Below are 15959 nucleotides of genomic sequence, written 5' to 3'. Positions count from 1 at the left end.
AAACAAAAAAGTGCTTTTGACCCCTTTTATTTAATTAAAGGGAATTTTTAACTAAAGAAAGCCTGGTCTTATTGTCCGCAACGTTGTCCAGTTTCGGACAGTGAAATTATAGTTGTTGTTGTAATTGGTTGGCTGTTAGTGGTTTGTATTTGCGGTACGAGATTTGGTGTATGCATTACATACTGTAATACTCAGAAACAGAACCTGGCCTATGCTAACCAATTATCTTAAAATCGCCTGGCGTACGCTTCTGAAGCAACGAGGCTTCACCTTTATCAATATTTTCGGGCTGGCAGTTGGGTTGGCCTGCTGTATGCTCATTATGCTTTACGTACTGGATGAGCTCAGCTACGACCGCTATAACGAGAAAGCAGATCGAATCTATCGCGTAAACTCAGAAATCCTGTTTGGGGGCAATAACATGCACTTCGCCGTTTCTCCCGATCCGATGGGGCCTACGCTCAAAAAAGACTATCCGCAGGTGGAGCAATTTGTGCGGTTGCATCAGCGTGGTACGTGGCTGGTACGGAAAGCAGGCGAATCGACAAACTTACGGGAGAGTGACATTACGTTCGCTGATTCTACGTTATTCGATGTCTTTACGTTACCCCTGATTTCGGGCGATCCGAAAACGGCACTACGTGAGCCTAATACGGTGGTGATTAGTGAGTCGGCCGCAAAACGGCACTTTGGCGATCAGAACCCGATGGGTCAGTCGTTACTATTCGATAATAACCGAACGTTTAAAGTGTCGGGTGTGATGCGCGATATGCCGAAGAATGCTCATTTTCAGAGTAACTTCTTCCTAACAATGCTCAATGATGATTACCCCTGGGGACAGTGGCTAAGCAATAACCATCATACCTATATTCTGCTGAAGCCAGGTACCAATCCAGAAACGTTTGCTAAAAACCTTGATGCTGTTGTCAGGAAATACGTTGGTCCGCAGGCCATGCAGATGCTGAATTTGAGCATGGATGATTTTCGCAAAGCTGGAAATCACATCTATTACTGGTTAATTCCCCTCACTAAAATCCATCTGCATTCGCGTCAGCAGATTGAACTGGCTCCCAACGGTGATATTCAATACGTCTATATTTTTTCGGCGGTGGCTTTGTTCATTTTGCTGATCGCCTGTATCAACTTCATGAACCTGGCTACGGCTCGCTCGGCCAACCGGGCCAAAGAAGTGGGCGTTCGGAAAGTGATGGGCTCAGAGCGGCAGCAACTCATTGGTCAATTCATGACCGAGTCGATTCTGACCACTACGCTGGCGATGCTGCTGGCTGTATTTATGGTTGGACTGACATTGCCTGCGTTCAATGCTATTGCGGCCAAAGGGTTAGCTATCAATCAGTTATTCTCACCTTACTACCTGCCTGTTCTTATCGTGTTGCCGGTTATCGTAGGCTTACTGGCAGGGAGTTATCCAGCGCTGTTTTTGTCGTCTTTTCAGCCCATTAAAGTGCTGAAAGGTAAAATCAATGTCAGTTTTCGGAGCGCCGGATTACGTAGTGGATTGGTGGTGTTTCAGTTTATGATGTCGGTTATTCTGATTGTGGGGACTATTATCGTTTATCGGCAAATCACCTTTATTCAGACGAAGAATGTTGGTTTCAATCGGGATCATGTGCTGACGGTAAACGATGTGTATGCGATCGGAAAACAGGCGGAAACGTTTCGTCAGGAGGTGCTCCGTTTGCCGGGTGTGGTAACGGGCAGTGTGTCGGGCTATCTGCCGACACCGTCGAGCCGTGGCGATAATACGTTTTTCGCGGAAGGACAGATAGATATGAACAAAGGGGTGAGCATGCAGAACTGGCCGGTAGATTATAACTACATCAAAACCATGGGCATGCAACTGGTTCAGGGACGCGATTTTTCGAAAGAGTTTGGCGCTGACTCGTCAGGGATTATTATCAACGAATCGGCCCTGAAAATTCTGGGACTGAAAGACCCGATCGGAAAACGAATCTGGACCTTCGATGATCCGCAGCTCAAAAACCGAAAAATGTATACTATTATTGGGATCGTCAAAAACTTCCATTTTGAGTCGCTACGGCAAAATATCGGCGGTTTATCAATGGTTCTTAGCCCCAATTCTGGAGCCGCTTCGTTTCGGATTAGTAGCAATGACCTCCCGGCTTTGATTAAACAGATCGAAGCAAAATGGAAGCAGGTAGCACCGGGCCAACCTTTCAGCTATCAGTTTATGGATCAAAGCTTCGACGAAATGTACCGGGCCGAACAACGCGTCGGAACCATTGCGTTGACGTTTGCCGTACTGGCCGTACTCATTGCCTGTTTGGGGCTGTTCGGGCTGGCGGCCTTCATGGCTGAGCAGCGGACCAAGGAAATTGGGGTCCGGAAGGTGCTGGGCGCGTCGGTGGGTAGTATCGTTACGTTGCTTTCCAAAGATTTTCTGAAGCTGGTAGCGATTTCTATTTTGATTGCGTCGCCCATTGCCTGGTATGCCATGAATCAATGGTTAAATGACTTTGCCTACAAGATCGATATTGAATGGTGGATGTTTGCGGTGGCCGGGCTGGTCGCCGTTGGCATTGCCCTGCTGACGGTGAGTTTCCAGAGTGTGAAAGCCGCCCTGACGAATCCGGTCAAATCACTACGTAGTGAATAAGAAGCTTAACGTTTTTTAACGGACTGAATACCAGCTTTGCGCGTACATTGCACTCGTTGTCATGTACGCGCTTTATGTTTCAGAATTACGTCAAAATTGCATTTCGGAATCTTCGTTCGCAACGTAGCTATACACTTCTTAATGTTGTTGGGCTTACGGTAGGTATGGCCGGTGGACTGCTGATTTTTCTATTCGTTCGTTATCATCTGAGTACCGACCGCCACCACGCTAAATTTGACCGAATTGCCCGTATTGTACTGGATTTACATCTGGACGATGGGTCGATAGAATACTACCCGGAAGCGCCATTGCCGATGGCGAAAACGCTACGTATGGCGTATCCGCAGGTAGAGCAGGCGGCTTTTCTAAAAATGAACCGCGATCTGACCGTGCAGGTGAACCGTCCCGGTCAGGCCGAGCCCCGCCGTTTTCTGGAACATAAGAGTACGGCTATAGTCGAACCGGAACTGTTCGATATTCTGGATTATCGTTGGCTTCAGGGTGACCCAAAAACGGCTCTTCGCCTACCAAACAGTGTTGTTCTGACCGAATCGTGGGCGAAAAAATACTTTGGCAATCGTAAGGCCATTGGCCAAACGCTGACGCTTAATCATCTGACAACGGTGAACGTTACCGGCGTTTTGGCCGATCCGCCCAAAACGACCGATGTCGATATCAATCTGTTTATTTCTCTGTCGACGCTTAAGCAGTTTGATCCGACTTATGATCAAACGAGCTGGTATTGGATCAATAGCACCGACCGGATTTACGTAACGCTCAGGAAGGCGCAGGCCGCTCAAAGTCTGGATGCAGCGATGCCCGCTTTGCAAAAGAAACAGTTTGGGACTATGGCAAACGTGTATCAGTTTCATGTTCAGCAACTTGCTGACGTTCATTTCGATACAAAACGGATGCCTGCTGGTGCCATTCGACCCGCTTTGCTTTGGTCGCTGGGATTGGTCGGGCTGTTTCTGGTACTAATGGCCTGCATCAATTTTGTCAATCTGGCTACGGCGCAGGTGCTACGTCGGAGTAAAGAAGTGGGAATCCGCAAAACGCTGGGCAGTACGCGTTTCCAACTGATCGGGCAGTTTTTACTGGAAACGTTCCTGATCGTATATATGGCTGTTGTATTGGCTGTTTTGCTGACCCTGTTGCTGCTGCCTTTGTTTAACAAGTGGCTTGGTACGTATCTGTCCTTATCGCTCGATGCGCAGACAATTGGGTTTATTGCTCTACTGGTCAGTAGTGTGATTTTGCTGGCGGGCGGGTATCCGTCGGTCGTTCTGTCGGGGTTCAGTCCCTGGGCTGCGTTAAAAGGGAAGCTGGCGGCTGGAGCGGGTGGACGCTATTCACTACGTCAGGGATTGATTGTGTTGCAGTTTGTTGTGTGTCAGGTGCTCATTGTGGGCGCTTTGGTAGTAGCCAGGCAGATGCAGTATATCCAACAGGCCGGTTTAGGATTCAGAACTGATAACGTGGTAATCGTTAATTTGCCGGATAACCAGAAGTCATTGCGGGAAACGTTAAAGAATGAGCTGAAACAATATGCGGATATAAAAGCGGTTAGCGCTAGTTATCGGCCACCATCGGCTCAAATTCTAAACGGAGGTTCGTTTAAAATAGAAGGACAGGCCGATTGGGAAAAGTATCCGATTCGGGAACGTATTGCCGACAGCGACTACCTGGAAACGTACGGATTGACGCTCCTGGCAGGACGTAACATAGTGCCGAGCGATACGATTCGGGAGTATTTGATTAATGAAGCCTTTCTGAAAAAACTCAACATTCGCGATCCGCAACGAGCCATAGGTGTTAAAATCCAGTATCATCTTTCGCCGGTTCCGCTGCCCATTGTTGGCGTGGTGAAGGACTTTCATATGCGATCGTTCCACGATAAAATAGAACCCGGTTTTATTGCCAGCCATTCTCCTTTCTTCAAGCAGGTCGGCATTCGGGTGTCGAGCCAGAACCCGGCAGAGACCATACAGCATATTCGGGCCGTATGGGGAAAATTGTATCCGAATGACGTGTTCGAATACAGCTATCTGGATGATCAGCTGGCGACGTTTTACGAGACAGAAACCCTGGTTTTTCGATTGGTTAATGTCTTTACGGGCATCGCCATCCTTATTTGTTGTCTGGGGTTGTATGGTTTGGTGTCATTTATTGTAACGCAACGAACTAAGGAGATTGGGGTGCGGAAAGTGTTAGGTGCTTCCGTTGCCAGCATCGTTACGTTGCTTTCCAAAGATTTTATGAAACTGGTTCTGATTGCTATTCTGCTGGCGAGCCCTCTTGCCTGGTGGACCATGAATCAGTGGCTGAACGACTTCGCCTATAAAATTCAAATCGACTGGTGGGTGTTTGTTCTGGCCGGTGTTCTGGCCGTTTGCGTTGCTTTACTGACGGTAAGTTTTCAGAGTATTAAAGCCGCGTTGGTGAATCCTGTGAAATCGCTACGTAGTGAATAAATGTATTGAGTGATTAGGTTGTCGCAGACAGCATCCTGCTGTCTAAGCCGTAGGCTAAGTTGTAACTACCTAATTAACCACTGACGTGGCTTCGACAGCAGGATCACTCTGGTCAAATAAACATTAAGACCCACAGAGGCACGGAGGAATTAAAACAGCTAGCTATTGTATGCGCTCTGTGCCTTTGTAGATGTAAAACCCTCATTTACCCTCTTTTTACATTTCCTTTACATTGTTTTACAGGCCGTTTTCAATTGCCGGAAAACGGCCTGATACATTTGGTTCGGTTATTCACTTAACGAACAGAACACGAACCATGAAAAAACAACTGTTACTCGCTGCTGTCGGCCTGCTATTTTCGGGCATTTGCTTTGGACAGCATTCATTTAACAACTGCTCGGCGGCTTTTCTGAACAACAAAATGGTGGTTGATACGTATGCCAACACAGGTAAGTGCAGACTGACCAGCGCGGCTTCTGGTGAGCTGACGGTCCAGACGGTTAACCTGTCGAAAACCGAAAGTAAGGGCGTTTGTAAATTGCCATTCAGTGTGGCGATTCGCGATAGGGAGACGAAAACACTGCTGCTGGTAACGAAACAGAAAGTAAAGCAGATCGACGTTCAGAAGGTGCTGAAAAAATGTAAGAAAGGTGATCGTATCGTTGTCATGACACACGATGCTCAGTATGCGCTGCCACATAATGAAATTGAGGTTCTATAAACCATTCGCTCTCCATGAAAACGAAACAGATTTCGAGTTTTGGCGTGGTGCTGATGGCCGTGATAATGGCCACGATTGGAGCGCTCTCGCAAACCAGCTTTGCTAGTCACCAACTGGACAATTTTTCGCCCATTGACCATCCTGCGTTTTCCAGTAATCCATTGCTGCTAAATAACCGTCCGCTGGATTATAGCTTGTTCTCTATTACCAGCAAAGGCGTATTGTCTGTTGTGGCCGGACAGCCGGGGAGTGCCGAAGCGGTTAAAATCCCGTTTCGGGCTTATTTAAAACGAAATGGGATGATTCTGATGAACGGTGCTATCGATAGCGGCAAATCCGTTCACGAACTCGATATAAGCCGAATACTAGCGAATGCGGAAGTTGGTGATTTTTTGGTTATTGAGCCCGTCCGCCAGGAGGATTGGGTGGCCCGACGGAGTATTCGATTGATGAATTCGGCTTTCTACTTCAACCTGTTTTCGTTTCTGAAAAAGGATAAAGAAGGTTGTTAATGGCGCTACGTTTCCGAACGTAGTACGTTGATTTCTCTTTGCTTTCGTATATCTTCCTGAAAGGTTTCGGACTTTCAGGAAGGTTTCGATTTGTTCAGAGCCTAACTTAATGCTAAGACAGTCACCCGTCTGTAATGATCATGCGCAAAATAGCCGTTTTACTCGCTCTACTGTCTGTTGGGTTGTTGTTCTGGCAGTTTGTTAGCCTGACGTCTGCCGAAAAACCGACTGACGAGCTGCGTTTTGCCCAGAAGGTAAATCTGGCGTTACGTCGGACAGCACATTATCTGCTGGCAGAACAGGGCGATACTACGTCCCGGATTTTGCCAGTACGTCAACTGAATGCCACTACGTTTCTGGTTCGTCTGGAAAAACCATTTGACTATGGTGCTTTACCGGCCGTGTTACACCAATCGATGGCGGTTCATGACATCGGGCAAAATTACGACGTAGCTGTACTCAACTGCGCCGATGGGGAGTTGATACTAGGCTATAATTTCCGCGATTTTCTTGATAACAAAGAAGCCCCGTGCGCTGGACGACAGCAGGGTAAGGGTTGTTACAATCTGCAGGTATCGTTCAATAGTCCTGCTCAGGCTGGTTTACCCGTCAGGAATTGGCTGGGCTGGTTGGTCGGGTTTTTACTGTTAGGCGGCTCTTACGTTGTCTGGAACAAAGGCAGTATGCCGGAAATAACTCAATCGGGGCTGGAGCCAGAATCTAGTAAACAAAGCGATCAAATTGATCTCGGGCAATTGTCGTTCAGTATGGCAAACCAGTCCGTTCGGGTGGCGGGCGTAACGCACTCGCTAACGTATCGGGAGGCTAAGCTGCTCAATCTCTTTGTTCGCCATCCCAATCAACTCCTCGAACGCGACTTTATCCTGAAATCGGTCTGGGAGGATGAAGGAATCATTGTAGGACGTAGCGTCGACGTGTTCGTGTCGCGGTTACGGAAATTGCTGCAACCCGATGCTGGTATTCGGCTAGTTGCCGTTCATGGGGTTGGCTATCGCCTGGAAATACGACAGAAAGACGATTCTGCTACGTCCTGAACCGGACGCGCGGCTGTCCGATAATGGACAGGATAGGATTGTTAATCCAATAGAAAAAGGGCATTACGTATACGTAACGCCCTTTTTCTATTCTGGCAAAGCATTTGATCAGCAAAAGTAGAACTAACACAAACCCATGAAGCGAACCTATCTTGGCGAGTTCGAAGAAATTGTTCTGCTCACCGTAGCAGTGATGGAAGGGAGCGCTTATGGCGTGGCCATTACGCACGAAATCATCGAGCAGACAGGGCGGTCGGTACGTCTCAATCAGATTCACTCGGCCCTGGAGCGTCTGGAAGATAAAGGGATGGTCAAATCGGAAATGGGCGAACCTACGGCCGAGCGTGGTGGTCGTCGAAAACGCTTGTTTACCGTAACGGCCTATGGTCGGAGAACATTGCAGGAGATCCAGGAGGTACGGGTCAGTTTCTGGAGCCGTCTGCTGAATCCACTAAAATTAACTACCAGCTTATAGGGCGTTTAGGAGTAAGGGGGCAGGGTTCATTCGTGAACTCATAGTTCTCAATCCTCCAGGCCACCATCATCCCTGCTATGCAACATCTGGAACCGCCCAAACTGGCTGATAAACTGCTCCGTTTTTTCCTGTCGGCAAACCGGCTGGAAGAAGTTCAGGGTGACCTGCACGAAGAGTATCGCTGGCAGATTCGTCGGGTGGGCGAACAACAGGCCCGCTGGCGCTACTGGCGGGATGTACTAGGCTTTCTGAAACCCCGATTTACCCCAAAAAACGATCCTAAACAGTATCCCAAACCATCACCTACAGCCATGTTACGTAACTATCTCAAAGTCGCTTTCCGGAATCTGGTCAGACATAAAGGGTACTCCTCCATAAATATTGGCGGACTGGCGGTTGGTATGGCCGTTGCGATGCTGATTGGCTTGTGGATTTACGATGAGTTGTCGTATAATACGTATCACCAGCATTACGACCGTATTGCTCAGGTCATGCAGCACCAAACCTCGAATGGCCATGTGGGCACGCAACAGGCCATTCCGGCTCCGTTGGAAACCGAATTGCGGAAAAAGTACGGCACTAACTTCAAACGACTGGCGATGGCTACCTGGCAGAGCGACCGTATTCTGTCGTTCGGCGATAAGAAGGTAATGCGGTCAGGTAACTACATGGGAGCCGATATGCCCGAAATCCTGTCGCTAACTATGCTGAAAGGCAGTCGCGATGGACTGAAAGAAACCAATACTGTTTTATTGTCGGCCTCAACGGCAAAGTCGCTTTTCGGTACGGCTGATCCTATGGGAAAAACCATCAATATCGACGGTAAGGCGGATGTCCGCGTAACAGGCGTTTACGAAGACCTGCCGTTCAACACGGAGTTTCGCGATCTTACCTTTATTGCCCCCTGGGAGTTGTTTGTGTCCACGCAGCCCTGGGTGAAACGATCACGCGACGAGAATCAGTGGGGGAATAATTCGTTCCAGCTATTTGTCCAGATTGCCGACAACGTAGACATGGAAACGGTGAGCTCCCGAATCAAAGATTCTAAGTGGAACAACGTAGATGCGGAGGATAAGAAATATAAAGCGGAGATGTTTCTGCAACCGATGAGCGACTGGCGGTTGTATTCCAGTTGGGAAGAAGGCGCCAAAACGGGCGGTTATATTCAGTACGTTCGGCTATTTGCCATTGTGGGTGTGTTTGTGTTGCTGCTGGCCTGTATCAATTTCATGAATTTAAGCACGGCCCGCTCCGAAAAACGCGCCAAAGAGGTAGGTATTCGAAAGGCAGTTGGGTCAATACGTTCTCAGATCGTTAACCAGTTTTTTAGTGAATCGTTTCTGGTCGTATTCTTCGCGTTTGTTGGCGCTATCCTGCTGATTCTGGTGCTTTTGCCCTGGTTTAATGACGTGGCTGATAAACGTATTACGTTCCCCTGGACCAAAGCGCCATTCTGGCTGACCAGCCTTTGTTTTATTCTGATCACGGGCTTGCTGGCAGGGAGTTATCCGGCTCTTTACCTCTCTTCCTTCCAGCCGGTTAAGGTCTTGAAAGGTACGTTTAAGGTGGGTAGTTGGGCGGCAGTACCGCGTAAGGTGCTGGTGGTTGTTCAGTTTACGGTTTCCATTACGCTAATTATTGGTACGGTTATCGTTTACCGACAAATTCAGCATACTAAAAACAGACCGTTGGGCTATGATGGCAATGGGGTCGTGATGATGCAAATGTTATCGCCTGCTTTCTACGGTAAGTATGAGGTATTGAAAACGGAGCTTACCAATGCGGGGGTTATTCAGGAAATGGCCGAGTCGTCGAGTCCAATGACGGGTGTCTGGTCCAACAACAGCGGGTTTAGCTGGCAAGGTAAAGATCCATCGCTCGATGCTGATTTCTCGACGATCTGGGTGACCCACGATTTCGGTAAAACGGTTGGCTGGCAGTTCAAAGAAGGCCGCGATTTTTCGAGGAAGTTTTCAACGGATTCGTCGGGATTGATCATTAACGAAGCTGCTGTTAAGTTTATGGGTATTAAAAATCCACTGGGTACGGTTATTCAGTGGGGAGCTAAAGAAGATCCAAGAACCGAATATTTTACGATTATTGGCGTCATCAAAGACGTATTGGCCGAATCGCCCTACGAGCCAGTGAAGCAGGCTTTCTACTTCCTGGATTATGAGAATGTCAACTGGATTATGCTCAAGCTTAATCCGAATCGAAGTGTCAGTGAGTCAATGGCTGTTGTCGAAGCTACCTTCAAAAAGCACATTCCGTCGGCTCCGTTCGATTACAAATTTGCGGATGAAGAGTTCGGTAAAAAATTCGCGTCGGAAGAACGTATCGGCAAACTGGCGGGTGGCTTTGCTGTACTGGCCATCCTGATTTCGTGCCTGGGTCTGTTTGGGCTGGCTTCGTTCACGGCTGAGCAACGTACCAAAGAAATTGGCGTCCGGAAGGTGCTGGGCGCGTCGGTCCTGAATCTGTGGGGATTACTGTCGAAAGATTTTGTGGTGCTGGTTATTATTTCCTGCCTGATTGCGTCGCCGATTGCCTACTACTATCTGAGTGACTGGCTGGCCGATTACGAGTATCGCACTGACCTGTCGTGGTGGATTTTTGTGGCCTCCGGCCTGGGCGCTATGCTGATTACACTGCTCACGGTGAGTTACCAAAGTGTCAAAGCCGCGTTGATGAACCCAATAAAATCGCTACGTAGTGAATGATGAATTATGAGTTCTCTTTCGATCTATCATTCCTCCCTCATCATTCTTCATTCATAATTCATCATTCCTCCCATGTCTCCACCTCGCCTGGCTGATCGATTGCTGTGCTTCTTCTTGTCGGATGACCGGCTGGAAGAAGTACAGGGCGACTTGCACGAAGAATTTCGCTGGCAGGTACGCCGGGTGGGGGAGCGACGGGCCCGCTGGCGGTACTGGTGGGACGTACTGGGTTTTTCGACATCATGTATAGGCAAGCGAAGAGCGAGTAACCACTCAACTAATCTTTTATTCAGTTCGACTATGTTGCAAAATTATGCCAAAATCGCCTGGCGAAATCTGGTAAAGAACCAGACATACGCTCTGATCAATATAACGGGGCTGGGGCTGGGTATCGGCGCTGCGCTCCTCATTTTTGCGTTGGTTCGGTATCATTACGCCATTGATAAACACCATCAGAAGTATGGCCACATTTATCGCGTACTGACCCAGTTTATTACTCCCGAAGGTACGTTCGACATTGCTGGCGTTCCTTATGATATGGGCAAAGCCCTCCGAAACGATTATCCGGCAATTGAAAATGTGGCCATGATTGAGCATTACTGGGACCCCCTGGTATCCGTTCCTGTGGCGAATGGTCCTGATCGGAAATTCAAGGAAGCTCACAAGATTGGCGCTTTCGTGCAGCCCGCTTATTTCCGGATCTTCGATTACAACTGGATTGCAGGTGGCCCGACCGACCTGGCCCAGCCGAATACGGTGGTGATCAGCGCCGAAAATGCCATAAAATACTTCGGAACAACGCAGGTGATCGGTAAGCTAATCAAGCTCAATGCCGTTATGAATACCCGGATTGTCGGGGTTTTTGAAAACTACCGCGACAATACTGATTTCGCCTACCCGATCATGGCTTCCTGGGCCAGTCTGCGGGAGTTTTACGGCGGCCCGCTGACGGAAGGCTTTGATAATATTAATGGAGGAACACAATGTTTCGTAAGTCTGAATGATCGCTTCACCCAGGCGGACTGGGACCGGCAGTTGGTGGCATTCGTTAAAAAGTACAAGCCAAAAGGCGTTAAAGATACCCGGTTCCCGATGCAACCGTTGCGCGATATTCACTTCTCGATAAATACGGGCGGAGTCAGTCAGGGACTGATCTGGTCGTTGTTTGCGATTGGGGTTTTTCTGATCATCACGGCTAGTATCAACTTCGTTAACCTGGCCACGGCGCAGGCCCTCAACCGATCTCGGGAGGTAGGCGTTCGAAAAGTGATGGGCAGCACACGGGCGCAATTGTTCTGGCAGTTCATGGGCGAAACGGCGTTGCTGACGCTGGCGGCCACAGGGCTGGCAATCGTCTTTTTTCAGATCGGTCAACAACTGGCGCAGGAATATCTACACGGTGTTTTCCGATTTACCTTCTACTACGATCCGTCTGTACTGGGCTGGTTATTGATACTTATCATTGTTGTAATTGGCTTGTCTGGGCTTTATCCGGCCCTGGTACTGGCTGGGTTCAAGCCGGTGCTGGCGCTGGCGGGACGGATCACTACTCGGCAGGTTGGTGGTTTTTCGGTACGGCGTAGTCTGGTTATTACTCAGTTTGCCATTTCCCAGATGCTGATTGTGGGCCTGGTTGTCATTGCCAGTCAGTTGGAATATATCCAGACTAAAGATCTTGGGTTTCGTCAGGATGCTATTCTGACCATCAATTTGCCTAATTCTCCGCAGCAGGATATTGTCAGAATGAACACGTTCCGCAACCTCGCCATGGCAATTCCAGAAGTGAAAAAGTTGAGTTACTCTGTGGGTGGCCCGCCCCAGTCGGGTTGGATTAGCCAAACGATGATCAAATTTGATACCCGGCCTGAGCCCGAAAAATTCACGACTCAGCAACGGTTTATCGATGCCGAGTATATAAACCTCTACGGACTAAAACTGGTGGCCGGACGAAATCTTCATCCCGCCGATACCTCCCGCGAAGTACTAGTCAACGAAGCGTTTGTTAAGGCGTTGGGAATTCGGAATCCGAAGGAGGTGCTGGGTAAATTCGTGCATAACGGGCGTGGACTCGAAATTGTTGGGGTTCTGAAAAATTTCAATCAGACCAACCTGAGAAATAAGATAGAGCCTCTCTATCTGACAACCCGGGCTACCAGATATCATGTCGCTAACCTGCAACTACATAACGGCAATTTCAAGCGGGTTATCGACCGACTGGAAAAGGAGTACAACCAACTTTATCCGGACAGTTATTTCAGCGCTCAGTTTGTTGATGAGCAGTTGCAGGAAAATTACGTTCAGGAGCAGACGATGGGCAGACTGGTTAATTTTTTCGCGGGCATTGCGGTAGCGATTGGCGGGCTAGGTCTGTACGGATTAGTACTGTTTATGGCGGCCCAGAAAACGAAAGAAATCGGTGTTCGGAAAGTGCTGGGGGCTAGTGTCGGCAACATTTTGTGGCTGTTTGGACGGGAGTTTTTCCAACTGATCGTTATTGCGTTTCTGGTTGCAACACCAGTGGCATGGTGGGTCATGAATCATTGGTTGAAGGATTTTGTGTACCGCATCGACATTGGTCCCGGCATTTTTGGAATGGCTCTGTTGGTAACAGTCCTGATAGCCTCAGTAACAGTGAGCTTTCAAAGTATCAAAGCGGCTCTAACAAATCCCGTCAAATCGCTACGTAGCGAATGATAAAGTAGGAATGATGAATTCTCTTTCGATCTATCATTCCTACTTTATCATTCATAATTCATCATTCCTCCCATGTCTCCACCTCGCCTGGCTGATCGATTGCTGTGCTTCTTCCTGTCGGATGACCGGCTGGAAGAAGTACAGGGCGACTTGCACGAAGAATTTCGCTGGCAGGTACGCCGGGTGGGGGAGCGACGGGCCCGCTGGCGATACTGGTGGGACGTACTGGGCTTTCTGACATCCCGATTTGCTCACAAACGACAACCTGATACGTATCAAACTTACTTAATGAGTCCAACTATGTTACGGAACTATTTTAGAACCGCCTGGCGAAATCTGGTGAAAAACCGATTCTATTCGCTGATCAATATTACGGGCCTTACCGCCGGATTAGCCGTTGGTATGCTGATTCTGCTCTGGGTACAGGACGAACTTAGCTTCGACCAGTTCCATCGTCAATCGGCTGCTATCAATCGGCTCGAAAACTGGGCTGGTACGGGTGGAAGCCGTCAAATCTGGACATCGACCGTAGCGCCCATTGCCGAAATGGGTAAAAAAGAGTTGCCCGAAATTAAAGAGGCTACTCGTTTGTCGTATAACTACAGGTTTACGCTATTCAAATACAAGGATAAAACGTTCAACGAAGAGAATACGATTTTTGCCGACCCGACGCTGTTTACCATGTTCGACTTCCCGCTGATTCAGGGAAATCCTACCAATCCGTTCCCCGACAATCAGTCGGTCGTGCTGACCGAAACCACCGCGAAACGGTATTTTGGCGACGAAAATCCAATCGGGAAAACACTGATGGGCACTGATAATACCTTGTTTAAGGTTAGCGGGGTGATACGGGATTTTCCGAAGAATTCGAGCATCAGACGCGATATGATTCTACCCATGTCGCTGCTATTTGATCAGATGTATAAGGGCCAAACCGACGGACTTAACCAACACAACGATTTTCATACCTTCGACTACGATACCTATGTTGTGCTGCAACCCGGCGCATCAATCGCTACGTTGTCCGATAAATTACGTACCATCCACCTACGTAACAAACCCGAAGATACCGACGTAGCGTATTTGCTGCAGCCACTGCCCCAGATGCACCTTTACAAGGCCGATGGCTCGGAAGGTGGTATCGAAACGGTACGTATGTTTTCCATTATTGCGCTGCTGATTCTGGTCATCGCCTGTATCAACTACGTCAATCTGTCTACGGCCCGCGCCATGCTACGTTCCAAGGAAGTCAGTATGCGTAAAATTGTAGGCGCTGCCAAGAGTCAGTTATTTATGCAGTTTCTGATTGAGACCGCTTTGCTGTTTTCGCTGGCTGCTCTGCTGGCGTTTGGTCTGATGTATGCGTTACTACCGGCCTATAATCAGTTATCGGGCAAAGAGCTGGTTCTGGATTTTTCGGACTATCGGCTTTGGCGGCTCATTGGCCTGACTATTGCCGGTACGCTGGCTGCGTCGAGTATTTATCCGGCTTTATTTCTCTCGTCGTTCGAACCCTTGAAAGCGCTGAAAGGCAAGGTGTCGGCCCGGTTGAGTGAAGCCCTGTTTCGTAAAGTACTCGTCGTTGCGCAGTTTGCCGTATCGGTTATTCTGATCGCCAGTACGTTCATTATCAGCAACCAACTGCATTATATTCAATCGAAAGAATTAGGGTACGACAAAACGCACGTCTTTGGGTTCTTTATGCGCGACAACATGAGTCAGCACTATGAGGCCGTAAAGGCTAGTTTATTGAATCAGCCCGGTGTGGCGGACGTTACGCGGGCCAGTAGCAATATCGTTCAGATTGGGGCGCAGACCGGCGATAACGAATGGGACGGGAAGCAAAAGGGAGAAACCATGTTTGTTAGGCCGGTTGCGATCGACAAAGATTTTATCCCGTTCTTCAAAATGCAACTGGTGGAGGGAGCCAATTTTGCCGGAACCCCATCCGATTCATTGCATTTTATTCTCAACGAAACCGCCATTAAACGGGCACGTATCAAGGACCCAATTGGTAAGCCGTTCCGCTTGTGGAAAGATAAAGGTACCATCGTGGGTGTTGTGAAAGACTTCCATTTTGAATCGATGCGTAAGAAAATCGAGCCGGCCGTTTTCTACTACCGACCATCGCAAATGATGGCTATGTACGTAAAAACAACGGGTCAGAACGCACCACAGGCAGTGGCTAAAACCGAACGTTTCTACAAGCAGTACAATCCGGATTATACGTTCGATTATGCCTTTCTGGACGATTCGTTTAATCGGCTCTATCGATCGGAGCAACAAACTGGACTCCTGTTCAACGTATTTGCGGGGATTGCTATTTTGATTTCGTGTCTGGGCCTGTTTGGTCTGGCTACGTATACGGCGCAGGTCCGGACGCGTGAGATTGGCGTTCGGAAAGTATTAGGCGCCAGCGTAACGGGAATTATTGAGCTGTTAGCGAAGGATTTCATTAAACTGGTCATTATCGCTATCGTTATTGCTACACCCATTGCCTGGTATGCCATGAGCCGGTGGTTACAGGATTTCGCGTATCGTATCGACGTGCAGTGGTGGGTGTTTGTGCTGGCGGGTCTACTGGCTTTAGTTATTGCTTTGCTGACGGTGAGTTTCCAGAGTATCAAGGCTGCGTTGATGAATCCGGTCAAATCGCTACGTAGTGAATAG

At 48.5% G+C, this 15959-nt stretch carries 9 protein-coding genes; all 9 read left to right on the top strand.

The window, feature by feature from the left end; genetic code table 11:
• Window positions 1–211: 211 nt before the first annotated feature.
• The 9 genes from GK108_RS22360 (at window position 212) to GK108_RS22320 (ending at window position 15959) form a co-directional block, all read left to right on the top strand.
• Complete coding sequence (locus tag GK108_RS22360; protein ID WP_163953308.1) at window positions 212–2638, top strand: ABC transporter permease; 2427 nt, start codon at window positions 212–214, stop codon at window positions 2636–2638.
• A 74-nt stretch (window positions 2639–2712) separates the two neighbouring features.
• A complete protein-coding gene (locus GK108_RS22355) occupies window positions 2713–5112 on the top strand; it encodes an ABC transporter permease (protein WP_163953307.1) in 2400 nt (799 codons plus the stop codon).
• Between the two features lie 316 nt (window positions 5113–5428).
• A complete protein-coding gene (locus GK108_RS22350) occupies window positions 5429–5833 on the top strand; it encodes a hypothetical protein (RefSeq protein WP_163953306.1) in 405 nt (134 codons plus the stop codon).
• A 14-nt stretch (window positions 5834–5847) separates the two neighbouring features.
• Entirely contained in the window at window positions 5848–6345 is a 498-nt protein-coding gene (locus GK108_RS22345) for a hypothetical protein (RefSeq protein WP_163953305.1), read from the top strand.
• Between the two features lie 140 nt (window positions 6346–6485).
• A complete protein-coding gene (locus tag GK108_RS22340) occupies window positions 6486–7400 on the top strand; it encodes a winged helix-turn-helix domain-containing protein (protein ID WP_163953304.1) in 915 nt (304 codons plus the stop codon).
• Window positions 7401–7536: 136 nt separating this feature from the next.
• A complete protein-coding gene (locus tag GK108_RS22335; protein WP_163953303.1) occupies window positions 7537–7875 on the top strand; it encodes a PadR family transcriptional regulator in 339 nt (112 codons plus the stop codon).
• Window positions 7876–7952: 77 nt separating this feature from the next.
• Window positions 7953–10595 carry an ABC transporter permease gene (locus tag GK108_RS22330; protein WP_170305414.1) on the top strand — a complete coding sequence of 881 codons (2643 nt, stop codon included), beginning with the start codon at window positions 7953–7955 and terminating at the stop codon, window positions 10593–10595.
• A gap of 72 nt (window positions 10596–10667) precedes the next feature.
• On the top strand, window positions 10668–13289 hold the full coding sequence (locus GK108_RS22325) for an FtsX-like permease family protein (protein WP_246225080.1): 2622 nt from the start codon (window positions 10668–10670) through the stop codon (window positions 13287–13289).
• A 72-nt stretch (window positions 13290–13361) separates the two neighbouring features.
• Window positions 13362–15959 (top strand): ABC transporter permease, encoded by a 2598-nt coding sequence (locus tag GK108_RS22320; RefSeq protein WP_246225078.1) that lies wholly within the window; start codon window positions 13362–13364, stop codon window positions 15957–15959.

Origin of the sequence: Spirosoma terrae, from assembly GCF_010435915.1 — a bacterium.
Classification (GTDB): domain Bacteria; phylum Bacteroidota; class Bacteroidia; order Cytophagales; family Spirosomataceae; genus Spirosoma; species Spirosoma terrae.
This window is presented reverse-complemented; position numbering and strand designations above follow the sequence as displayed.

What these genes read in the sequence shown, in the direction of transcription:
- GK108_RS22360 (WP_163953308.1), top strand. Translation starts at nt 212, where the DNA reads ATGCTAACCAATTATCTTAAAATCGCCTGGCGTACGCTTCTGAAGCAA.
- GK108_RS22355 (WP_163953307.1), top strand. Translation starts at nt 2,713, where the DNA reads ATGTTTCAGAATTACGTCAAAATTGCATTTCGGAATCTTCGTTCGCAA.
- GK108_RS22350 (WP_163953306.1), top strand. Translation starts at nt 5,429, where the DNA reads ATGAAAAAACAACTGTTACTCGCTGCTGTCGGCCTGCTATTTTCGGGC.
- GK108_RS22345 (WP_163953305.1), top strand. Translation starts at nt 5,848, where the DNA reads ATGAAAACGAAACAGATTTCGAGTTTTGGCGTGGTGCTGATGGCCGTG.
- GK108_RS22340 (WP_163953304.1), top strand. Translation starts at nt 6,486, where the DNA reads ATGCGCAAAATAGCCGTTTTACTCGCTCTACTGTCTGTTGGGTTGTTG.
- GK108_RS22335 (WP_163953303.1), top strand. Translation starts at nt 7,537, where the DNA reads ATGAAGCGAACCTATCTTGGCGAGTTCGAAGAAATTGTTCTGCTCACC.
- GK108_RS22330 (WP_170305414.1), top strand. Translation starts at nt 7,953, where the DNA reads ATGCAACATCTGGAACCGCCCAAACTGGCTGATAAACTGCTCCGTTTT.
- GK108_RS22325 (WP_246225080.1), top strand. Translation starts at nt 10,668, where the DNA reads ATGTCTCCACCTCGCCTGGCTGATCGATTGCTGTGCTTCTTCTTGTCG.
- GK108_RS22320 (WP_246225078.1), top strand. Translation starts at nt 13,362, where the DNA reads ATGTCTCCACCTCGCCTGGCTGATCGATTGCTGTGCTTCTTCCTGTCG.